At 65.6% G+C, this 21,331-nt stretch carries 16 protein-coding genes and 1 pseudogene; 9 read left to right on the top strand and 8 right to left on the bottom strand.

Annotated elements, in window-relative coordinates; all coding sequences use genetic code 11:
* Positions 1-23: 23 nt before the first annotated feature.
* Both RX327_RS28910 and RX327_RS28905 read right to left on the bottom strand, forming a co-directional pair.
* Complete coding sequence (locus tag RX327_RS28910) at positions 24-806, bottom strand: sulfite exporter TauE/SafE family protein (RefSeq protein ID WP_050385016.1); 783 nt, start codon at positions 804-806, stop codon at positions 24-26.
* 115 nt (positions 807-921) lie between these two features.
* Positions 922-2,304: a TAXI family TRAP transporter solute-binding subunit gene (locus RX327_RS28905; protein WP_028332590.1), complete on the bottom strand. Its 1,383-nt coding sequence runs from the start codon at positions 2,302-2,304 to the stop codon at positions 922-924.
* A 138-nt stretch (positions 2,305-2,442) separates the two neighbouring features.
* Between RX327_RS28905 and RX327_RS28900 the strand changes: the two genes are divergently transcribed.
* From RX327_RS28900 to RX327_RS28890, 3 genes are all read left to right on the top strand, one after another.
* The gene (locus tag RX327_RS28900; RefSeq protein ID WP_317247837.1) at positions 2,443-3,498 is read left to right on the top strand and encodes a glycosyltransferase family 1 protein; all 1,056 of its coding nucleotides are present in this window, start codon (positions 2,443-2,445) and stop codon (positions 3,496-3,498) included.
* A gap of 33 nt (positions 3,499-3,531) precedes the next feature.
* Entirely contained in the window at positions 3,532-4,221 is a 690-nt protein-coding gene (locus RX327_RS28895) for a class I SAM-dependent methyltransferase (protein ID WP_317247836.1), read from the top strand.
* Positions 4,222-4,463: 242 nt separating this feature from the next.
* The gene (locus tag RX327_RS28890; protein WP_317247835.1) at positions 4,464-5,081 is read left to right on the top strand and encodes a hypothetical protein; all 618 of its coding nucleotides are present in this window, start codon (positions 4,464-4,466) and stop codon (positions 5,079-5,081) included.
* A gap of 299 nt (positions 5,082-5,380) precedes the next feature.
* Here the strand turns inward: RX327_RS28890 and RX327_RS28885 are convergent, their stop codons facing one another.
* Positions 5,381-7,048, bottom strand: coding sequence for an aminotransferase class III-fold pyridoxal phosphate-dependent enzyme (locus RX327_RS28885; RefSeq protein ID WP_317247834.1), 1,668 nt, complete (start codon positions 7,046-7,048; stop codon positions 5,381-5,383).
* Positions 7,049-7,082: 34 nt separating this feature from the next.
* Here RX327_RS28885 and asd point away from each other — a divergent pair, with 34 nt between their 5' ends.
* On the top strand, positions 7,083-7,952 hold the full coding sequence (gene asd, locus RX327_RS28880; RefSeq protein WP_317247833.1) for an archaetidylserine decarboxylase: 870 nt from the start codon (positions 7,083-7,085) through the stop codon (positions 7,950-7,952).
* A gap of 118 nt (positions 7,953-8,070) precedes the next feature.
* Positions 8,071-8,871, top strand: coding sequence for an NUDIX hydrolase (locus RX327_RS28875; RefSeq protein ID WP_317247832.1), 801 nt, complete (start codon positions 8,071-8,073; stop codon positions 8,869-8,871).
* On the opposite strand, the gene RX327_RS28870 is transcribed toward RX327_RS28875, so the two are convergent.
* Positions 8,872-10,677: a winged helix-turn-helix domain-containing protein gene (locus RX327_RS28870; protein ID WP_317247831.1), complete on the bottom strand. Its 1,806-nt coding sequence runs from the start codon at positions 10,675-10,677 to the stop codon at positions 8,872-8,874.
* Positions 10,678-10,843: 166 nt separating this feature from the next.
* Here RX327_RS28870 and RX327_RS28865 point away from each other — a divergent pair, with 166 nt between their 5' ends.
* Together RX327_RS28865 and RX327_RS28860 are read left to right on the top strand one after the other, a co-directional pair.
* A complete protein-coding gene (locus RX327_RS28865; RefSeq protein WP_028332582.1) occupies positions 10,844-11,149 on the top strand; it encodes a nickel-binding protein in 306 nt (101 codons plus the stop codon).
* A gap of 602 nt (positions 11,150-11,751) precedes the next feature.
* On the top strand, positions 11,752-12,579 hold the full coding sequence (locus RX327_RS28860) for a class I SAM-dependent methyltransferase (RefSeq protein ID WP_317247830.1): 828 nt from the start codon (positions 11,752-11,754) through the stop codon (positions 12,577-12,579).
* Between the two features lie 83 nt (positions 12,580-12,662).
* On the opposite strand, the gene RX327_RS28855 is transcribed toward RX327_RS28860, so the two are convergent.
* The 4 genes and pseudogenes from RX327_RS28855 to RX327_RS28840 form a co-directional block, all read right to left on the bottom strand.
* Positions 12,663-14,252: a FecR domain-containing protein gene (locus tag RX327_RS28855; protein ID WP_317247829.1), complete on the bottom strand. Its 1,590-nt coding sequence runs from the start codon at positions 14,250-14,252 to the stop codon at positions 12,663-12,665.
* Between the two features lie 154 nt (positions 14,253-14,406).
* On the bottom strand, positions 14,407-14,733 hold the full coding sequence (locus RX327_RS28850) for a hypothetical protein (RefSeq protein WP_063616519.1): 327 nt from the start codon (positions 14,731-14,733) through the stop codon (positions 14,407-14,409).
* Positions 14,734-14,874: 141 nt separating this feature from the next.
* On the bottom strand, positions 14,875-15,489 hold the full coding sequence (locus RX327_RS28845) for an inner membrane-spanning protein YciB (RefSeq protein ID WP_050385011.1): 615 nt from the start codon (positions 15,487-15,489) through the stop codon (positions 14,875-14,877).
* A 169-nt stretch (positions 15,490-15,658) separates the two neighbouring features.
* Positions 15,659-15,766 (bottom strand): annotated as a pseudogene (locus RX327_RS28840) (DUF2147 domain-containing protein); the annotation flags it as partial.
* 535 nt (positions 15,767-16,301) lie between these two features.
* Here RX327_RS28840 and RX327_RS28835 point away from each other — a divergent pair.
* A complete protein-coding gene (locus RX327_RS28835) occupies positions 16,302-19,922 on the top strand; it encodes an autotransporter domain-containing protein (RefSeq protein ID WP_317247828.1) in 3,621 nt (1,206 codons plus the stop codon).
* Positions 19,923-20,048: 126 nt separating this feature from the next.
* Positions 20,049-21,281, top strand: coding sequence for an extensin family protein (locus RX327_RS28830; RefSeq protein WP_317247827.1), 1,233 nt, complete (start codon positions 20,049-20,051; stop codon positions 21,279-21,281).
* The last annotated feature ends 50 nt before the right edge of the window (positions 21,282-21,331 follow it).

The following is a 21,331-nucleotide window of genomic DNA, read 5'->3' as shown; positions in this document are numbered from 1 at the left end:
CGAGGAGCCAGCACTTTCGCTGTTCAGGAGCCGAGATATCCGGCCGATCCGTCCCACAGCAGCTTGGCGGCGGTGATGACCAGAATGGCGTAGCAGGCACGGTACAGCGCGCGCTGGTCGAGACGTTCGTGCAGCCGCCATCCGGCCCAGACGCCGACCGGTACCGCCGGCACGCAAAGCGCCATCAGCATCCACAGGCTGCGCGACGGCGTGGCGAGCACGAGCCACGGGCCGGCCTTCAAGAAGTTGCCGACCGTGAAGAACAGGCTGGTGGTGCCGGCGTAGAGCGTCTTCGACATGCCGAGCGGCAGCAGATAGATCGCAAGCGGCGGCCCGCCCGAATGGGCCACCATCGTGGTGACGCCGGAGGACAGGCCGGCGAACGTCGCCTTGAATGTCGAGCGCGGACGCGGCTTGATCTCGCCGCCGCCGAGAAACCACAGCGCGGCGAACACCAGCGTCACCACGCCCATCACGATCTCGACGGCATGCCGGTCGAGATCGCGCAGCACGAAATAGCCGAGGCCGATGCCGACGACGAGCGCCGGCAGCAGCATCGCGAGATCGATGCGCGACCACGTGCTCGGGCGCCAGAATCGCAGCGCGGTGACGTCCATGACGACGAACAACGGTGCCAGCAGCGCGCCCGCCGCGATCGGGTCCATCGCCAGCGACAGCAGCGGGATGCCGACGATGGCAAATCCGCCGCCGAACGCGCCCTTCATGAAGGCGATCAGGAAGACGCCGGCGAAGGCAACCGCGAGCACGAAAGGCCCGGGCAGGTCAGCGACGATGGACGTGATCATGGTGTCGTGCGAAGCGTTGTGGTCGTACTCAACATGGCCACGCGCGCCTGCACGCGCAATCCAAACATTGCTCTCGGTGCACATTGCTCTCGGTGCAATTCGGCGTGCACGCGGCCTAGCCGGCGCGCATCCGCGGCAGGCCCGGCTTGTCGCCGTTGATCACGGCGCGGCGGTCGGAGACGGCGTGATGGAATTGCTCGAGCGTCAGCCCGATCACCGAGAGGTCGCCTTCCTCGATCGCGCCGTCGTCGTAGCAGTCGAGCGCCTCGCGCAACAGGGCATCCGCGTCGCCCTGCATGGCCGCGAGCTGTTCCGGCGTCTCGGCGCCGCGCACCTGCGAGATCAGCGTCAGCAGATTGTCGCGATGGGTGATGTAGTGCTCGCGCTCGTCGCGCTTCACGTAGTGGCGCAGCCAGGCGCCCGCGGAGCCAAGGCCGGAGAGCAGCAGGATGCCGCCCCAGATGTAGTCGGAGTATTTTTCGAGGAAGGTGCGCTCGGTGCCGTCGATATAGGCGGCCGCGCCCTGATGCGCCGGCAGCGCGGCGTCCTTGTCGGTGTCGGGCTTCTCGATCTTTGCCGCCGCCGGCAGATCGCGCGCGACCTGGAGGCGCAGCGTGAACAGCTGCCGGTCGAGCGCGCCGACGGTCGCCTCGCTCAGCGCATGTTGCGCGATGATGAGGTGATTGACGCTGACGGTCTCAACCTTGTCCTCGGGCCGCGCCGGCGACGACGAGAAGATGCTGCCGGCGATCTCCTCGGACTCATAGCGCGGATGCTTTTGCGCGATTGCCTCCGAGACATCGATCGGGAGGAAGACCGGCTCGCCGCGCGCCGCCGCCGTTGCCGTAATCGCTTCCGCCGTCACCTTGCTGTCGAGCGGGCCGACGGTCATGTAGGCATCGAGCGAGGGATCGCGCGCGAGGTCGGCGATCTTGTTGACGGCGAACTGGCTGACCGCGACCTTGTCGGGGTTGACGCCGGACTCGGTCAGGATCACGCGCAGCAGCGTGACATTGGCCTGGGTGCTGCCGACCACGCCGACCTTGTGGCCGGCGAGGTCGTCGATGCTCTTGATCTTCGCGGACCGCCGCTTGCCCTTGGCGCCCGAGGGCGCCCACAGCACGACGACATTCTTGCGCAGGATCGCAACCGACTCGGCGCTCGCGGGCAGATCGAGGTCGCCGCGCACCACCGCGAGGTCGACCTTGTTCGCCGTGAACAGTGCGATGCTCTCGGCGGAGCCCTGCGTCGTGACCGGCTTCAGCCGCACCGAGCTGCCGTCGTGCGTAAAGACCTGGGCGAAGCCCTGGATCAGCTTGACGTCCTCGCTGCCGGTCGGGCCGACCGCGATCGCGAGCGTCACCGGACGCAGCGCGTAATACAGCGCGCCGGCGGCGAGGCCGAACACAAGCATGCCGGCCGCAAGGATCAGCAGCGACGAGTTTCGTCTCCTGAGCCTGCGGCGCTTGGCGCCGGGATTTTCACTCTGCTCTGACATCTAGCTGTCACGTTACACGAAAAACCGGCTGTTTGCCGTGAAAAACAACCTAACATTTCGATGACGTCATACGTTTGAAACATCCATGTCAGAACGTCGTGCGAGCAGAATCAAGATTAACGATTTGGATCTCCTGCAATGCGCATACTCGTTGCGACCGATGCCTGGCATCCGCAAGTCAACGGCGTGGTCCGGACGCTGACGTCGCTTGCGCGCAGCGCAGCCGGGCTGGGCGCCGAGATCGAATTCCTCACTCCCGACGGTTTCCGCTCGGTCGGCGTGCCAACCTATCCGGGCCTGCGCGTGGCGCTGCCGAACCGCCGCGAGATCGCGCGCCGGATCGAGGAGGCTGCGCCCGAGGCGATCCACATCGCGACCGAAGGGCCGATCGGTTGGGCGGCACGGGCCTATTGCCGCCGCAACCGGCTCGCCTTCACCACCTCCTACACGACGCGCTTTCCGGAATATGTCGCGGTGCGGACCGGTATCCCGGCCGCCGTCGGCTATGCGGTGCTGCGCCACTTCCACGATGCCGCCGCCATGACGATGGTGGCGACGCCCTCGCTGCGGCAGGAGCTGTCCGAGCGCGGCTTCAAGCGGCTCGGCTTCTGGACGCGCGGCGTCGACACCAGGATATTCAATCCGGACCAGCCGGCTGTGCTCGACCTGCCGCGGCCGGTCTTCATGACCATGGGCCGCGTGGCGGTGGAGAAGAATCTCGAAGCCTTCCTCTCGCTCGACCTGCCCGGCACCAAGGTCGTGGTCGGCGACGGCCCGCAGAAGGCGGCGCTCGAAAAGAAATATCCCGAGGCGGTCTTCCTCGGCGAGAAGAAGGGCGCGGATCTGACCGCGCATCTCGCCGCTGCCGACGTCTTCGTGTTTCCGAGCCTGACCGACACCTTCGGCGTGGTGCAACTCGAGGCGCTCGCCTGCGGCACGCCGGTTGCGGCGTTTCCGGTGACGGGACCGAAGGACGTCATCGCCGATCACCCGATCGGCGCGATCGACCACGACCTGCGCACCGCGTGCCTGCGCGCGCTGACGATGTCGCGCGCGGACTGCCGCAATTTTGCGTTGGAGCGTTCCTGGGAAAACAGTGCGCGTCAGTTCATCGGCAATCTGGCCACGTTGCAGCCGAGCCGCGCGCCGCGGCCCGCCCGTCGCGTTGCCGGCCGCAGCGCGGTTCCGAATTAACAGCTCAATCGAACGAGAGACGAGAGACGATCTATGGCTGAAATCATCAAGCTGGGTGCCGACCGTTCCATGGACTTCGACCGCGACACGGTCGAGCAGGCCTATGACCGCTGGGCGCCCGTCTACGACCTCGTGTTCGGCGGCGTGTTCGCCAAGGGGCGGCAGGCTGCGATCGCGGCCACCAACAAGATCGGCGGCCGCGTGCTCGAGGTCGGCGTCGGCACCGGCATCTCGCTGCCGCTCTATGCCCCCAACCTTCGCATCTTCGGCACCGACATTTCGGAAGCGATGCTGGACAAGGCGAAGAAGCGGGTCGCGGAGCGGGGTCTGAAGAACGTCGAGGGCCTCGCGGTGATGGACGCCGAGAAGCTCGAATTCCCCGACAATTCCTTCGACGTCGTGATGGCGCAATACGTCGTGACGGCCGTGCCGAACCCAGAGAAGGCGCTCGACGAATTCGCCCGCGTGCTGCGCCCGGGCGGCGAGCTGATCATCCTGACCCGCGTCAGCGCCGATGCCGGCATGCGCCGCTTCATCGAGCAGAGGCTCCAGCCGGTGGTGCGTCCGCTCGGCTTCCGCACCGCCGAGTTCGCCTGGTCGCGCTATGCGAAGTGGCTCTCCGGCGCGAACGGCATCGAGCTCGCCGAGCGCCGCCTGATCCCGCCGCTCGGTCACTTCTCGCTGGTCCGCTTCCGCAAGGCGGATGTCGCCAAAGCCGCCTGAGGTGGCCCGGCCGGGCGGCCCGGCCCGCCGCACCTCCCGGGTAAGGTAGCGCACAGCGCACCCCAAGCCGGGAGGCTACGATCTCCTTCGCCTGATCCCCGCAGATTTCGTCGGGATGAGGCGAGACCCTGCTCCGGTTGCGTCAAGGCGTCGCTCCGCATTGTCATATGTCATTATGATGATGTCACACGCGATACATCGAATCCCTGTAAATCCTGTTCCGAAAGATGTTGGGGGAACCAATGATCAAGAATTTCCTGCAAGAGCTGCGGATCCAGCGCTGGGACGACCATCGCTACTATCACCACAGCCGCATCAACCAGAGCCTGCACTTCGTCAGCGCGCTGAGCTTCCTGTTCGCCTATGTCTGGCTGTTCATCGACCCCGTGGTCTCCGCGCTGGTCGGTTGGCTGATCTCGATGACCTCGCGTCAGGCCGGCCACTTCTTCTTCGAGCCGCACGATTACGATCACATCAACCATGCGACGCACGAGTACAAGGAAGAGATCAAGGTCGGCTACAACCTGCAGCGCAAGGTGGTGCTGATGGCGATCTGGGCGCTGTCGCCGCTGGTCCTGCTTGTCGATCCGACGCTGTTCGGCCTGTTCACGCCCTGGGCGAGCGCGACCGACTTCATGCGTCAGGTCGCCAAGATCTGGCTCGTGGTCGGCGGCGGCGGCCTGTTGTTTCGCACCGTGCACCTGTTCTTCATCCGCGACGTCGAGACCGGCCTCGTCTGGATGACCAAGATCCTGACCGATCCGTTCCACGACCTGATGCTCTATCACAAGGCGCCGCTGTTCCTGATGAAGGGCGAGCTGATCGATCCGGGTCTCGAAAAGCACGTCAAGCACGCCTGATCGTTGCTCCCAGCGTCTTCAAACTCCGTCATGCCCGGGCTCGTCCCGGGCATCCACGTTCTTAGGACCACAGCGGATACTTTCTTAGGACCACAGCGGATACTTTCTCGTTGAGCCTTTTTGATCCCACGCGCACTTTACCTCGCCCCGCATGCGGGAAGAGTTCGGATCGCGTCAGCGATCCGGGTGAGGGGGGCTCACCGCGAGTCCGTCCATTTCCGATTTTGTGGATGCAGCCCCTCACCCCAGCCCTCTCCCCGCAAGAGCGGGGCGAGGGGGCGGAGGAACAGCGCCAGCCCTCAGCGGCCGAACCTCACGGCCAGCATCTCTTTCAGGATCTGCCGCTTGATGTTCTTGTTGGTGAGCACGCCGTCGTGCCACCAGAAGCCGTCGGCCTTCATCTTTTCGGCGGCGCGGACGAAGCGTTCGGCGACCTCGGTGAAGTCGGCGTCGGTGTAGTTGAGGCTGAAGATCAGCCGGCCGGTGCCGACCCAGCTCAGCGCCAGGCCTTCGGCGCGCAGGTAATATTGCAGCATCCAGTTGTAGCGGGACGGCTCGGTGTAATAGACGGTCCAGATCGACGAGATGTTGCCGACCCGAACCGGAAGGCTGGCGGCTTTGAGCCGGTCGTTGAGCGCCTTGGCGCGGCCGTTCCAGGTCTCCTCGAGGCCGTCATAGACCGCGCGGAAGTTCGGGCTGGCGAGGCGGCTCAGGAACTCGTCCATCGCCGTCATCACGTAGGGATGCGAATTGAAAGTGCCTCGGGCAAAGCAGATGTCGGCGGGACGATCTTCGCGGAAGCGGCGCATCAAGTCCTTCTTGCCGCAGACCACGCCGACCGGCAGGCCGCCGGCGAGGCTCTTGCCGTAGGTCACCATGTCGGCGCGCACGCCGAAATATTCCTGAGCGCCGCCGGCGGCGAGACGGAAGCCGACGAAGACCTCGTCGAAGATCAAGACGATGCCGCGTTCGGTGCAGACTTCGCGCAGCCTCTTCAGCCACTCCGTGTAAGCCGCGCGGTCGTATCTGGAGGAACGCGAGGAATCGACCAGCGAGGAATCGCCGGGCGCGTTGGCGTTCGGATGCAGGCCCTGCAGCGGATTGACCAGCACGCAGGCGATGTCCTTTCGCGTCTTCAGCACGTGCAGCGTCTTCTCGGACATCTCGGCGAGGGTGTAGGTCTCGTGCGCGGGGATGGGATTGCCGACGCCGGGCTGCACGTCGCCCCACCAGCCATGATAGGCGCCGGCGAAGCGGACCAGATGCGTGCGCTTGGTGTGGTAGCGCGCCAGCCGCACCGCCTGCATCACGGCTTCGGTGCCGGACATGTGGAACGAGACTTCATCAAGGCCGGACAGCTCGCACAGCCGTTTGACGTTGTCGGCAATGATCGGATGGTAGGGGCCGAGCACCGGTCCGAGCGCATGCGCCCGCTTCTCGGCGCCCTCGGCGATGCACTCCTTGTAGAAGTCGTTGCCGAAGATGTTGACGCCGTACGAGCCGGTGAGATCGTAAGAGGTGTTGCCGTCGACGTCGGTGACGGTGACGCCGCTGGAGGCCTCGACGAAGGCCGAGGTGCCGAGATGTTCGCGCACCAGGCGGCTGTACTGGAACGGCACGCGGTAGGTTTCGGTGAACTGCAGATCGGAGATGCGCTCCGTCACCTCGGCGGTCAGCGCGCGGCCCTTGGGGTAGCGATCCCCGTAGAGGCCGGCGAGGCGGAAGAAACCGTCCTGGCGCTGCATCGCGACGTCCTTCGGCGCACCGTCGGAGCGGAAGAAGTCGTCGATGTCGAATTCGTAGTGCGGGACCATCCGCGCGACCATCTTGGACATTTTGGAATGTCCGGTCAGCGAGCGGTGCTTGGCGCGCGACAGCGCGATGCGGGCCTGAATTTTGGGGAAGGCTGCGGCGGCGCCGGCAAGCGCGGCGGCGGACAGCGAGAGAATCGGAAGGGATGTTTCCATGACAGAAGCGCTAGCCTCAGCACCTGACAGATTCATGACAGTCAAAGCCCTCATCGCCTCTTTCACCCAGCAGGAAGACCTCAACTTCCTGTTGACCAACCGCATCCCGCGCGCGGCCCTGACCCGCTTCATGGGCTGGTTCTCCAAGGTCGAGAATCCGCTCGTCCGCGACTTCTCGATCGCGCTGTGGAAGCTGTTCTCGGACCTCGATCTGTCGGAGGCGCGCAAGACGCATTTCAAGAGCCTGCACGACTGCTTCACCCGGGAGCTGAAGCCGGGCCTGCGCCGCGCAGCGGCCGATCCCGCCATTATCGCGAGCCCGTCGGACGCGATCATCGGCGCGCATGGGCGGATCGAGGACGGGCAATTGTTCCAGGTCAAGGGCGCGCCCTATTCGCTGCTCGACCTGCTCGGCGATTCCGCGCTGGTCGACCAGCACCGCAACGGCTCCTTCGTCACGCTGCGGCTGACGTCGAGCATGTATCACCGCTTCCACGCACCCTATGACGCCCATATCGAGCGCGTCACGCTGATCCATGGCGACGTCTGGAACGTCAACCCGATTGCGCTCAAGCGCGTCGAGCGTCTGTTCTGCAAGAACGAGCGCGCGGTGCTGCGCGCCAAGCTTCCAGCCGGCGAGGCGCTGACGCTGGTTCCGGTCGCGGCGATCCTTGTCGCCAGTCTCCGCCTGCATTTCCTCGATATCACGCTGAACGCGCAGTCGCGAGGCCCGGTGGATTTTTCCTGTAACGCGCATGTGAAGAAGGGCGACGAACTCGGCTGGTTCGAACACGGCTCGACGATCATCGTGCTGGCGCCCGGCAATTTCGAATTCTGCGACAACGTCGCGGAGGGAACGCGGATCAAATGCGGCGAACCGTTGCTGCGAAAGCCTGCGATCTGATCTGCGCATCGCGCTCATCGTTTGAGCAGGAAAACCGGCTTCCACTTTTCGAGATCATGCGTAGAATAGCAGGGATCGTCGTGCGACGATCCTAAATCGCAAACCTGATGGACACGAGATGGCGCGGACGCCTGTTCTGGCGGCGGGAGGCATTGTGCTGCGGCGGGAGACACCGCCGCGCTTTGCGGTCGTGCGCCAGCGCAAGCGCAACGAATGGGTCCTCCCCAAGGGCAAGCTCGACGACGGCGAGACGCCGAAGGAAGCTGCGCACCGCGAAGTGCTGGAGGAGACCGGCCACGAGGTTGCCGTGCACGAATTCCTCGGCACGCTGGTCTATGATTCAGGCGGCCGATCCAAGGTGGTGCATTACTGGCGCATGGATGCCGGCGGCAAGCCGGTGCGGGCGCTGATGAGCGACATCCGCGAGGTGGACTGGCTGCCGCTCGATGAGGCACTCGAGCGTCTGTCGCGCAGCTATGAGCGCGCGTTCCTGGAAAATATCGGCCCGATCGCGCTGCAGGCCGCGGCGAACGCCGAGCGCGAGCGGCGTGCGCGGGCGAGAGCCGTGGCCGCAGAGCGCCGGCGGATTCGCGAAGTCGCTGTGCCACAGGTCATAGACGAGCAGGAGGTCGTCGACGCGCCGGATGTTGCCGATGCGGCTACGCCGGCAGAGACGCCGGCTATCGATCAGCCTCCGCTGGCGCAAAGCGAACCCGATCCGCCCGGCATGGCGCCGCAAGAGGATCCGGCGGCCGCACCCGATGCAATTGCAGAGACCGAGCGGGGCGCCGAGACGGTCGTCCCTGAACAATCGCCGACATTCGTGCACGAGGTCGTGCCGGCCGGCGCGGCACCTCAGCCCGCGCCGCGCAAGAATCTGATCGAACGCGTGCGCGACTGGCTGCGTCGCGCGGCGTGATCACCCGCACATCTGACGTCGTGCCGTTGGCTGCCAGGCGTCAATGTCACGCTGCAAGGCAAGACACTCGGCAAGACGCTTGGGCGAACCCAGGTCACGCGCCAGAAGCTGTGCCGCATGAACTTCGGCCATGGCGCCGCGAACATCTCCATGCTCCAGCTGGAGGCTGGAGATCTGAAGCCTCAGCCGCACGATCTGAACCCGCCCTTCGATGCTGGACCACAGCTGGCGGGCGAGATGAAGGTGCCGCATGGCTGTTTCGTGATCCTGCCGGGAAAGCGCGAGGATCGCCTGTGCTTCGTTGGTGAGCGCGCGGATCGAGGGCATCGGCCAGCGATCCGGACTTCCCGACAGTTCGCAGATCAATGCCTTCGCTCGAACGGTCCGATGCGTGTGCGCGGCAACCAGCGCCAGATGCGCGAGCAGGATTCCGCGTCGCTGCAGCGTCCACCAGGTCTTGCCGATCAGGCTCCGCTCGAGGCTTGCATAGGCGGCTTCCGCTTCGCCTCTCGCGAGCAGCAGCATGGCGCGGCCCGGCTCCGGGCACCAGCCCAGCGTGTAAGCCCTGTCATAGGCTTCGAGCGCTGCGTCGTCAGTGCCGATCGCCGCCTGAATATCGCCCAGCACCCGGTTGGCATCGCCAAGAGACCAGGGCGCATCGCTGGTCAGGCGCGCGAGCGCGTCCTGAATGCGCGCCAGCGCTTCGTCGAGCGAGCCTCGGATGCCGAGCACCTCGGAGCGGTGCAGCTGGCACGAGCCCGTCAATTCCATGCCGCTGCCCGAGCAGAAGTTCTGGTAGCTCCGCGTCCACTGGTCGGCGCGTGCCCAATCTCCGAACATCCGGGCCGCCCAGAGGATGTTGCAATAGAGGTTGCCGCCCATGATCGGGTCCAGATTGTTGCTGGACAGGGCAACTGCGGCGGCATGGTCCTGATCGGACAATCCTCCGTGTGTGTCGCCGAGGCACAGCCGATAGAAGCCGCGATAGGCCAGGCTCAGCGCTTCGATATTGATCGCATCCTTGTATCTGACGGCGGTGTAGGCAGCGTCGGCCAACGCGAGTGCCTGTTCCGGCTCGCCATCGAAAGCAGCCAGCTTCGACTTCATCCATAACACCAGGGCCGTCGTCGGAGGATCGTCGAGCGTTGAAGCCCAATCCTCGGCCCGCGCGAGCCAGCCCTTTCCGATCGCGGCCTGGCCGCTTTCGAAATGCAAAGCCGAGAGCGCGATCGCATCGACCGTGGCGCCTGCGGCGTCACCGGCCTGGCTGCGTGCGCCGACCGCGCGAACCAGAATCGGAATTGCTGCCGTGGCCCTGCCGAGGCACTGCAGGGCAAGCGCCCAATCGTGCAGATCTTCAGGGCTGAGCTGGCCGCTTTCATCCGCGCTCGCGAACAGGGTCGCTGCCTGCAACCACAATTGTCCGGCCGCTGCGCGTCGGGCGAGACCGATTGCACCGACGGTGCCATCGACTTGCTTGGGGGCGATGCGTTCCGGCTGCCGGATCTCGGACTCGAGGAAGAAGCGATAGCCCTTGCCCGGCAGATTTCGGATCGCGCCGTCCATGCCGCCGTGGCGCAGCGCGGCGCGCAACGCACTCACCGCCCGCTGCAGCGAGTTGTCGGTGACCGTCACATCCGGCCAGACGGCTTCGAGGAGTTCTTCCTTGGAGATGACCCGGTCGCGGTGTCGAACCAGATAGATCAGCAGATCGAACACACGCGGCTGCAATGGGACCTCTTGGCGCGCGCACAGCAACACGCGTCCAGCTTCATCAAGCTCGAACAGTCCAAATGAGAATGCCATGTGTATGAGTTGGGGCTCGGCGGAAAAGGTTCAGGCAAGGATCAGACAAAGATCAGGCAATGATCAGTCCGCGGTAAGGACAGTCGGCATCGTCAGCGCCTATAGCTCATCGTGGCTCGCCATGAGCGCAGCCTGCTGTTCAACAGCCGCAACCGAGGAGATTTCGATGGAACTCTATGTCATTCGCCGCCCGAGCGCCTGGGCGAACATGAGCGAACTGGAACTCGCCGGCGCAACCTCCGCCAGGATCGGCGACGAGCAGATGCCGGACCGTGTCCGCTGGATCCGCAGCTATGTGGTGCATGAGGCGGATGGTCGCATCGGCACATTCTGCATATACGAGGCGCGTGACGGTGACTCGATCCGGGAGCATGCGCGCTGCGTCGGCATGCCGGGCGAGGAATTCTACAAGGTCGCGGCAACCGTGGTGGTGCGCGGTGATCCGGTCCAACCGCCCATTGCAGCCGAATGACGCCTGCGCGGCGTCGCTTGGCGTATCCCGACCAAACCTGATCCGGAGCGCCATCACACTTCGATCAAGGAAACAATTATGTCGATTTCATTCATGGAATCCATTTCAAGTCCGGTACGAAGGCATTTTTCCTTCCTGCTTTTGCGGATCCGCCGGATCGTCAATCAATCGGTCGCAGGCATGCTCGCCCATCGCGAGCGGCAGGCCAGTCGCCTGATGCCGCGCGAGGCCGGCGGCCAGTCGAAGGACGCCGGGAACCGCTGCTCACGGCCGATCGGGCGAAGCGCACTGCTCGGGCTTGTGATCGCGGGTTTGTCCTCACCCGTATTCACCCGAGCGGAGGAACCTGTCGTTCGGGAGCATCGTGCAGCTCCGGCGCAGCAGGCCGCCTCGACTCAGCCTAGCAGCCACGGCTGCAGGCATCGCTCGGACTGGAGCATAGTTGCCGCATCGACCATCCCGGTCCTGCTCGACCGCCGTACGTAGTGCGCAGCACATTTGAAGTCATTGCACCGCTCGACGCCGTTTTGGCGCAACTCGCGGACTCTCGGCGAAGCCGGCGGCCTCGCCGCGAGCCGCACCACATTTCAAAGGAGATGCACATGAACGTTCAGACCGAAATGCCGACCATCGATCTGGCCGCCGTCAAGGCGCGCCAGCAAGCCACCTGGAGTTCGGGCGACTACGCGATCGTCGGCACCACGCTCCAGATCGTCGGCGAGATGCTCTGCGAGGCAGTCGACCTGCGCAGCAATCAAATGGTGCTCGACGTCGCCGCCGGCAACGGCAATGCGACGCTGGCCGCGGCGCGGCGCTTCGCCGACGTGGTCTCGACCGATTACGTCGCGGCGTTGCTCGAGCGCGGCCGCGAGCGGGCGGCCGCGGAGCATCTGCCCGTCACGTTCCAGGAAGCGGACGCGGAGAAGCTGCCGTTTGCCGACGCCAGCTTCGACGTCGTGCTGTCGACCTTCGGTGTCATGTTCACCGCCGACCAGCAGCAGGCGGCGAATGAACTGCGCCGCGTCTGCCGCATCGGCGGCAAAATCGGCCTCGCCAACTGGACGCCGGAAGGTTTCATCGGCCAGCTGTTCAAGACCATCGGCAGGCATTTGCCGCCGCCGGCGGGGGTGAAGTCACCGGCGCTGTGGGGCACCGAAGCGCATCTCGGCGCCTTGTTCGGCCCGCAGGCGACGCTTGATGCCAAGCGCAGGCACTTCAATTTCCGTTACAGGTCGCGCGAGCATTTCCTCGAGATCTTCCGCACCTATTACGGGCCGGTGCTGAAGGCGTTCGGAGCGATCGATCCGGTCAAGCAGCAACTGCTCGCCGCCGACATGTTCAGCCTGATGGACCAGTTCAATATCGCCAGGGACCGCACGCTGGTGATCCCGAGCGAATATCTGGAGGCCGTGATCACCAAGCGCGGCTGACCTGCCGGTCGATCTGTGCATGGCGCCGGCGTAACTCGCCGGCGCCATTCGCTCGTTTGATCGACATTGCTGCGATCACTCGGTTACTGGCGCTTGTCCCTGGGCGGAGGCTTCGCGCCGCGTGGCGGAGGCGGCGCGCGCCGTTGCTGGAAGCCGGGCCGCGCCTGCACCGCGGGCCGTTGCATGCCCGGACGCACGCCCGGTGCGGCTTGCTGGATACCGGGTCGCATCTGGCCGGGCGCCTGCGGCATAGGCTGCGCGGTGCCTTGTCGCGGCGCGCCCGGTTGACCCGGCTGGGGCGCTGGTTGTCCTGGTTGGCGCACGCCGCCCGGGGCCTGGGTGCGGCCGGGCTGCAGACCGCCTTGCCGAGCCGGCGATTGTTGTCCGCCGGGTTGCGTCGTGCCGCCTTGGCGCGCTGGCTCTTGCGTGGGGGCTTGGCGCGTTGGCTGTTGTCCCGCCGGCTGTTGTCCGGCTGGCGTCTGGACGCCGGGCGCGTGTGGCAGCGTCGCGCCGCCGGGTTGGCCGGGCAGCGCATGCTGTGCGCCGCCTTGCTGCTGCGTGCCGGGTTGCTGCTGCGAACCTTGCCGGCCAGGCGTGCCCGGTTGCTGCCCGGGACGGTTCGGCTGGCCGGGCTGCTGCATCTGGCCCGGACGATTCTGCTGACCCGGCTGCTGCGGGGCGTTGCGGTTCTGGCCCGGCAGGCCGTTCTGGCGCTGCGGGTTCGGCTGCACCGGCTGGCCGCGGTTCGGATAGGGCGCTGCCGGATTGGCCCTGCGGAAGTCGGGATTGGCGCGGCGGAAGTCGCGCTGCTCGGTGACGATCTGCCGGCCCAGCGTCTGCGCGCTATGGACCTGGCGCACAAAGCCCTGGTCGCGCGTGATCTGTTGCGGCGAGATCGTCAGCGCTACCGCGGCGAAGCGGGCGCCGCCGGTGCCCGGACGAATCGCAAAGCCGCTCGCGCCGCGCGTCAGCACGCCGAGCGAGGCGCCGCTGCGGTCGTCGACGTCGATGTGGCCGACCCGGCCATCGGCGTCGGGATAGAGCTTGATGTTGACGTTGCTGGCCCTGCTCGCCGCCGCGCCTTCCGGCACCTCGACGACGCCGGTGGTGCCGCGGATGCCGAGCGTTGCCGTCGGCGTGGTGATCTTCATGTCGCCGGTCTTCGCCACCGCTGCCGCCACGAAGGCGACCGTGCCCTTGGTGACGTTGAACAGCGCGCTGTTCTGCGGGCCGCCGTCTTCGTAGACGTAATTGTCGATCGTGATTTTGGCGCTGGCCGAGAGATTGAAAGTGGTGGCGTCGTTGAAGGTGATGCCGAGCGAGGAGGTCGCTGATGTCGCGACCTCGTCATTGGCGAAGATGTCGTCGCGGATCTGCAGCGGCGTCGCGGTGTTGTTGCGCGTGACGGTCGCGGTTCCTGTCAGTGTTGCCACGTTGCCGATCGGCTCGGGCGCTGCGGGCTGCGCACTCGCGGCCGGCGCCGGCGTTGCAGGCGCGGGTGTTGCGGGAGCAGGCGTAGCCGGCGTCGCGCTCGGCGCCGGGGCGGGCGCCTGTGCAGGCTGCGCCTGTGCGAGCTGCGTCAAGCCCGGTGCGGCATTGGCCGTTGGTTGCCAACCGATCGTGACGCCGGCGCCAAGCAGAAGCGCAAAGAGAAAGCTGCGGCGCATCGCCATCGATTCCCGGGGGAGGCAGTGGGGACGGCAATTGAGCCGCGTCAGGCTGAATGCCGGATGAACAATTCCGCCTTGTTGTCATGGCGGACCGAAACGATCAAGCACCGCGCTCCGTTGTCGGAAGCGCGGTGCTTGGTCGCTGTTGGGGTTTTGCTTAGCCGCGCTTGTGAGGAGTGATATTGAGCGGTTTCGCCGGCTTGGCCGCGGGCGCATAATTCGCGGGTTGCGCAGCCGCCGGCGGCACGTAGTGGAACACCGCCTTGCAGCCGTCGCTGAGCAGCGCGCGCTGGCGGACCATGCAGGCGGTGACGCGATCGACGTCGGGAATTTCCGAGCTGCACAGCCGCATGGCGTCGCTGGTGCACATCTGCTGCTGCTCGTCGGTGTAGGCATAGGACGCCGAGGTCAGCAGACCAAGCGTGAACGCGGTTGCCGCCAGCAGTTTGCCGTGACGAAGCGCGGAAGCGGTGAAAGCCATCATGTCCCCCTTGTGATCGCGCCGAAGCAGCGCGTTGTCGAAGCCATCACTAGGCAGGCTTGGTTTCGGCAATTCTTCGTCGCCGGGGCAAAATGGTTTCGTCGCGCGGGCCGTCTGTTTCGTCGACCACACCCCCGTCGGGGGCTACGGCGCAGCGGGCGCCGGTGCCCCTTCGAGCGCGAGCACAGCCTCGCGCTGGGCCTCCGGCATGGCGCGGATGCGGCGCCTCGCGGTGAGGCGGAGCGCGGCAAAGCCGCCGAGGAACACCACGATCTTGCTCACGATGCCGAAGATCGGCATCACGACGGCCCATGTCGTGATCTCGCAGGTCAGCGCGACGAAGGCGTTCACACCGGCGGAGACGAACATCAGGGCGGCCCAGGCGTAGCCGACCTTGACGGCGACATCGGGCACGACCTTCTGCGCGATCCCGGGCAGATAGCGGTTGAGCCAGCCGGGTTTGAGCATCACGACTCCGACGATGGCGTAGATCACGCTCGGCTTGAACAGTACGAAGCGCGGGTCGTGGGTCAGCAGCGTGGTGGTGCCTGCAGTGACGACCAGGAACAGGCTGAGCCATTCCATGGTGTCGATCCGCTTGCCGCGCACCTTCTGGACGCCGATCTGCGCGACGCCGAATGCGATGCCGAGGCCGACCGCGAGCGCGGTGTTGTGCGTCAGCAGGAACAGAACAAGAAAGACAAGGGTCGACGCCAGGTCGAGCGCCAGCAGCCTGGCCGCGGTGAGGAAGTGCTTCATTGGTTGCCAGTCGCCCGCGGTTCAATTCATTTTCGACAATGCGGCTCTTATAGCGGGTCCGGCGACCCACATGAAGCGACCGCCGGGCAGATACAAACCATTGCCTGAAGGCGATTCGTCAACTCGACCCGCCGTTGCACAGCAGCGGATACCAGGTCGTACTCGCGGGCTAGCTAACGCGCTTCCAGGTCTGGCCGCCGCAGAACATGCCGCCGAAGGCGCAGCCCTGCACGCGCATCGCATTCGGACCCTTCATCGCGATCGTCGAGCCGTAGTTGTGGCGGAGTGAACGCAAAACAGCAAAGCGCCCGGCGGGGGCGGCCGCCGGGCGCTGAACTCATGCCTGTCGAATGTCCTAGAACACGCCGAGAATAATGGCGCCGACGAAGGCTAACGCGATGTACGCGGCCACAATGCTCAGCTTGCTCAGCAGAGGACTCGCGAAATCCATTGGGGAGACTCCCTTCGGTTCACAACGCTACCCGCATTAACGTCAAAGCTAGCAAGGGGTTCCCGGCCGAAAAAGTCAGTCTTGTTGTCAGGCTCGCTGTTCGCGGCAATGCCGCGTTGCGATGCGCGGCTCAAATAGCCGCCGGATCAAGGCGTTGACGCGCCGCAAATATATTCGGCGGCGGTTCCGGACCCCGATAGCAGTACCGTACCGCTTGGATGTCCGTCGGTTGCTCTCGCCCGTGTGTCGTTGCGCCGCAAGGCAGCATCGTCTTTTGTTGTGCGCCTGTCACAAACCATACCCAGATTGCCGCCGGAATGACCGGGGCTCTACCCCGGTAATAAGTACTTGGGGGCGTTACGTGAAATCTGAGTTTCTGAGCCGCGCAAGCCGGCTTGCGCTGGCTATTTCTGCGACTTCCTTGGGGTTTTCCTGTCCGGCACTGGCCGCAAGCTTCAGCACTCCTCCGAACAGCACGACGGCGCAGACCGTCTCCAACAATGATACCGGCTCGGTCGCCGCCGGCAGCAGCCTGTCGGTGACGGGTACCGCGATCACCTGGATCACCGGCCTGTCGTCGCCCGGCGTCGTCATCACCAACAACGGCACCATCTCGGCGACGTCGCGCGGCATCGACACCTCGGGCAGCGCCATCAGCGGCAACCTCACGCTCATCAACAATGCCGGCGCGCTCTTCACCGCGTCCAATGATGCATTCCGGATCAATGGCGGCCTGAGCAGCGGGTCGGTCGCCGTCGACAATGCCGGCACCATCCAGTCGACGGGCAATGGCCGCGTCTTCGACTTCGTCAACGCGACGTCGAACACCACCGTGTTCTCGATCACCAACCAGAGCGGCGGCACCATCAAGTCATCAGGCAGCGACGTGATGCGGATCGGCGGCGGAACCACCACGATCACAAACTCCGGCCTGATCGACGCGACCAATACGGCAGGGTCTCGCGCGATCCGCGCCACCACCAATCTCAACAACGTGATCTCGCTGTCGGTCGTCAACAATGCGGGCGCGACGATCCAGTCGGCGGACGACGCCATCCAGATCAACGGCGCGTCGGGCAGCAACAGCACGACCGCCGCCAGGTTCTCGGTCGACAATGCCGGCACCATCAAATCGGCGACCGGCCAGGCAATCGACTTCGACAATCTCACCTCGACCGCCGCGAGCGTTCACATCACCAACCGCGCGACCGGCCTGATCACCGCGGCCAATGCGGACGCGATCCGTCCGGGCGAAAACTTCACGATCGACAATTACGGCCAGATCATCGCCAATGGCACGATCGATCCCGCAACCGGCCGGCCCAGCGCCGATGCGATCGATCTTCAGGGCGGCCACAACGGCACCGTCAACAACTATGCCGGCGGCCTGATCTCGGGCGCCAAGAACGGCACCGCGGGCGATGCCGGCACCATCACGGTCAACAATTTTGCCGGCGCAACCATCATCGGCCGCAACGGTGCGGGCGTCGGCGGCGGCAATTCCATCGTCACCAATTACGGCACCATCACCGGGGCGATCGACGGCGTGTCGACGCGCAGCGATGGCGACGGCATCGATATCGACAATGTCCTGACGCTGACCAATTACGGCATTGTCCAGGGCACCGGCGCGACCGGCGCCGATGACGGCGGCCGCTTCAACAACAGCGAAGGCCTTGCGATCGGTGGCGGCACCATCCGCAACTACGGCACCATCAGCGGCGCCGCGGCGGGCATCGTCGTCAACAACGATTCAAATCCGGACCATTCGCGCAGCGGATCGGCGGCGCTCGACCTGATCAACTATGCCGGCGCCACCATCGTCGGCAACAACAGCTACGCGATCCGCTCCGAGAACAAGACCGGCACGACCGCCGACAACGACAGGATCGTCAACTACGGCACCATCATCGGCAACGGCACGATTCCCGATCCCAACGGCGTCACGCTGCTGCAGAACGGCACGCCCGATACCGGCTCGGTCGGTACGCTGAACGGCGTGACCTATACCGGTACCGGCTCGACCCGCTTCATCCGCGGCGACGCCGCGGCGATCCAGACCGGCGAGGGCGCCGACGTGCTGTCGAACTACGGCACCATCATCGGCAATACCGGCCGCGCGATCAGCATGGAAGGCGGCGACGACACGCTCAATCTCTATGGCGGCTCGACCATCACCGGCCGGATCGATGGCGGCGTCGGCACCGACACGCTCAATCTGTTCGGGCCGGGCTCGGGCACGCTCTCGAATGTGATCAATTTCGAGGTGCTCAACGTGCAGGGCGGCGTCTGGACCGTAACCGACGCACAGAGCTACCAGAACGGCGCCAACATCGGCTCCGGCGCGACGCTGCTGGTCAATGGCTCGCTTGGCAATGCCGTGACCGTCGATGCCGGCGGCACGCTCGGCGGCAATGGCAGCGTCGGTAATGTCCTGGTCAATGGCGGCACGCTGTCACCGGGCAATTCGATCGGCACGCTCACGGTGCAGGGCGGCCTGACCTTTACCGCCGCATCGACCTATCTGGTCGAAGTGTCGGCCGCGGCGTCCGATCGCACCAACGTGACAGGTGCGGCAACGCTCGGCGGCGCCACGGTCAACGCGTCCTTCACCGGCACCACGTTCCAGAAGCAGTACACCATCCTCAACGCGGCCGGCGGTGTCAGCGGCAGCTTTGCCGGGCCGGTCAGCAGCAATTTGCCATCGAACTTCATCTCCAGCCTGAGCTACGACGCCAACAACGTCTATCTCAATCTGGCGCTGAATTTTGCTGCAACCGCCAAGCTCAACGGCAATCAGGCCGCTGTCGGCAATGCGATCAGCAACGCCTTCAACAGCAGCGGCAGCATTTCCGCCGCGTTCGGCGCGCTGACGCCGGCCGGGCTGACACAGGCGTCGGGCGAACTCGGCACCGGCTCGCAGCAGACCACGTTCGACGCCATGAACATGTTCCTCGGCGTCATGACGGATCCCTTCACCGAAGGGCGCGGCGGCGTGCCTGCAAATGGCGGCACGCCGCTATTCGCTGGTGACACCATGAGCTACGCATCGACCGGCATGTCGCGTGCGAATGGCGCGCGCGACGCCTATGCCGCCATCTATCGGAAGGCGCCGCCGCTGCAGCAGACGTTCGAGCAGCGCTGGAGCGTCTGGGCGGCGGGCTTCGGTGGCGGGCAGAGCACTGATGGCGGCACCGCCGTCGGATCGAATTCGACGACGAGCCGCATTTTCGGTGTGGCCGTCGGTGCCGACTACCGGTTCTCGCCGAACACCGTTGCGGGCTTCGCACTCGCCGGCGGCGGCACCAATTTCAGCGTCGCCAATGCACTCGGCGGCGGACGCTCCGACCTGTTCCAGGCCGGCGCCTTCATCCGTCATGGATTCGGGCCGGCCTATCTGCTGGGTGCGCTGGCCTATGGCTGGCAGAACATGACCACCGATCGCACCGTGACGCTCGCCGGCACCGATCGCCTGCGCGCGCAATTCAACGCCAATGCGCTGTCGGGCCGGATCGAAGGCGGCTATCGCTTCATCACGCCGTGGTCGCTGGCGCTGACGCCCTATGCCGCCGGACAGTTCACGACCTACGATCTGCCGTCCTATGCCGAGCAGGTGCTGTCGGGATCGAGCGCGTTCGCGACGGCCTATGGCGCCAAGATTGTCACCGCCACGCGCAGCGAACTCGGCGTCCGCAGCGATCGCTCGATCGCGTTGCAGGATGGCATCCTCAGCCTGCGCGGCCGACTTGCCTGGGCGCACGACTACAACACCGATCGCAGCGTTGCCGCGACATTCCAGACGCTGCCGGGCGCGTCCTTCGTGGTCAACGGCGCGGCGCCGGCGAGCGATGCGGTGCTCACCACCGCGAGCGCGGCGATGAACTGGACCAGCGGCTGGTCGGCGGCGCTCACCTTCGAAGGCGAGTTCTCCGACGTCACGTCGTCCTATGGCGGCAAGGGTGTCGTTCGCTACACGTGGTGATGGCGATCATTCTCGGCAGGGCGCGTGTCGCCCTGCCGGGTTCCGCCGCATGGTTAAGGACAGCTGAAACCAACGCATCGAAATGCGTTGAAGAGTCTTTAAGTAAATTCACCGAACGTGCGTGCCATGACGCGCGGAGTTCGTTTGTATCTCGTCGGCTCCATCGTCCTTGTTTCGCTAGCGGGTTGCGGTCGCGGCTTCTTCCAGGCCGAACGCGAACCGTGGCGGGCCGAGGCGGAAGCCGCATGCCTGAAATCGGGCGCGGTGAAGGAGGGGCCGGATCTCGTCCGCATCGACCCGATCTCCGGCCCGGGCATGTGCGGTGCCGAGTTTCCGCTCAAGGTCGCCGCCATCGGTGAAGCCAGTTCGGCTTACGGATTTGCCGACGACAGCCTGCGGCCGCCGGCATCGGTCGGCAACCAGCCGCGGTGGCCGATCAACCGCCAGCCGTCTCCGCCGCAAGCGCAGGCGCCATATTCCAATCAGGCCGTCGGCCAGCCGAGCTATGACAACGAGCCGAGCTATGGCGGCCGTCAGAATGGGCCGGTCTCGCTGTCGGCGCCCGGCGTTCCGCCACAGCAGGACGAGATCGATTTGCCATCGGAAGGCTCGCCCGACGCCAGGGGCGAGCGACCTTATTATCCGGGCCTGCCATCCAATACGCAGCGCGACAGCGCGGCCGCGCCCTATTCACCGGCGCCGTATTCCCAGCAGCCGCCCGGCGCGCCACCGCCGCCGCGGCTCGGTCCCTCGATCGGCAATCCGGTGGTGACGGTCGGCCCCGTCGCAGTGAAGCCGGCGGCAACGCTGGCGTGTCCGATCGTCTCGGTGCTCGATCGCTGGCTCGCCGACACCGTGCAGCCATCGGCGATGCGCTGGTTCGGCGTCCGCGTCGCCGAGATCAGGCAGATCTCCGCCTATTCCTGCCGCGGCATGAACGGCAATTCGCGTGCTCACATCTCCGAGCACGCCTTCGGCAACGCGCTCGACATCTCCGCCTTCGTGCTGGCCGACGGCCGCCGCGTCACGGTGAAAGATGGCTGGAAGGGCCTGCCGGAAGAGCAGGGCTTTCTGCGCGATGTCCAGGCCGCCGCCTGCCAGCAATTCACCACGGTGCTGGCGCCGGGGTCCAACGTCTATCACTACGACCACATCCATGTGGACCTGATGCGCCGGGCCAGCCGGCGCCTGATCTGTCAGCCCGCCGCCGTCTCGGGCGAAGAGGTCGCGGCGCGTGCCGGCGGCCGTAACCCCTATGCAACGCGCGAACCTTATGTCACAGGATCGCTCGGCGGCAGAAAGCCGGCCCCGCGCGGTAAAGCGGGGGTCAACGAAGAAGACGAATTCGCCGACGAATAGGGACGCGTCTGATACCCGTATTTTTACTGGGTGACACCGTGCAAACGGTA

The sequence above is a fragment of the Bradyrhizobium sp. BEA-2-5 genome, assembly GCF_032918025.1.
Taxonomy (GTDB): domain Bacteria; phylum Pseudomonadota; class Alphaproteobacteria; order Rhizobiales; family Xanthobacteraceae; genus Bradyrhizobium; species Bradyrhizobium pachyrhizi.
This window is presented reverse-complemented; position numbering and strand designations above follow the sequence as displayed.

What these genes read in the sequence shown, in the direction of transcription:
- RX327_RS28910 (WP_050385016.1), bottom strand. Translation starts at nt 806, where the DNA reads ATGATCACGTCCATCGTCGCTGACCTGCCCGGGCCTTTCGTGCTCGCG.
- RX327_RS28905 (WP_028332590.1), bottom strand. Translation starts at nt 2,304, where the DNA reads ATGTCAGAGCAGAGTGAAAATCCCGGCGCCAAGCGCCGCAGGCTCAGG.
- RX327_RS28900 (WP_317247837.1), top strand. Translation starts at nt 2,443, where the DNA reads ATGCGCATACTCGTTGCGACCGATGCCTGGCATCCGCAAGTCAACGGC.
- RX327_RS28895 (WP_317247836.1), top strand. Translation starts at nt 3,532, where the DNA reads ATGGCTGAAATCATCAAGCTGGGTGCCGACCGTTCCATGGACTTCGAC.
- RX327_RS28890 (WP_317247835.1), top strand. Translation starts at nt 4,464, where the DNA reads ATGATCAAGAATTTCCTGCAAGAGCTGCGGATCCAGCGCTGGGACGAC.
- RX327_RS28885 (WP_317247834.1), bottom strand. Translation starts at nt 7,048, where the DNA reads ATGGAAACATCCCTTCCGATTCTCTCGCTGTCCGCCGCCGCGCTTGCC.
- asd (WP_317247833.1), top strand. Translation starts at nt 7,083, where the DNA reads ATGACAGTCAAAGCCCTCATCGCCTCTTTCACCCAGCAGGAAGACCTC.
- RX327_RS28875 (WP_317247832.1), top strand. Translation starts at nt 8,071, where the DNA reads ATGGCGCGGACGCCTGTTCTGGCGGCGGGAGGCATTGTGCTGCGGCGG.
- RX327_RS28870 (WP_317247831.1), bottom strand. Translation starts at nt 10,677, where the DNA reads ATGGCATTCTCATTTGGACTGTTCGAGCTTGATGAAGCTGGACGCGTG.
- RX327_RS28865 (WP_028332582.1), top strand. Translation starts at nt 10,844, where the DNA reads ATGGAACTCTATGTCATTCGCCGCCCGAGCGCCTGGGCGAACATGAGC.
- RX327_RS28860 (WP_317247830.1), top strand. Translation starts at nt 11,752, where the DNA reads ATGAACGTTCAGACCGAAATGCCGACCATCGATCTGGCCGCCGTCAAG.
- RX327_RS28855 (WP_317247829.1), bottom strand. Translation starts at nt 14,252, where the DNA reads ATGGCGATGCGCCGCAGCTTTCTCTTTGCGCTTCTGCTTGGCGCCGGC.
- RX327_RS28850 (WP_063616519.1), bottom strand. Translation starts at nt 14,733, where the DNA reads ATGATGGCTTTCACCGCTTCCGCGCTTCGTCACGGCAAACTGCTGGCG.
- RX327_RS28845 (WP_050385011.1), bottom strand. Translation starts at nt 15,489, where the DNA reads ATGAAGCACTTCCTCACCGCGGCCAGGCTGCTGGCGCTCGACCTGGCG.
- RX327_RS28830 (WP_317247827.1), top strand. Translation starts at nt 20,049, where the DNA reads ATGACGCGCGGAGTTCGTTTGTATCTCGTCGGCTCCATCGTCCTTGTT.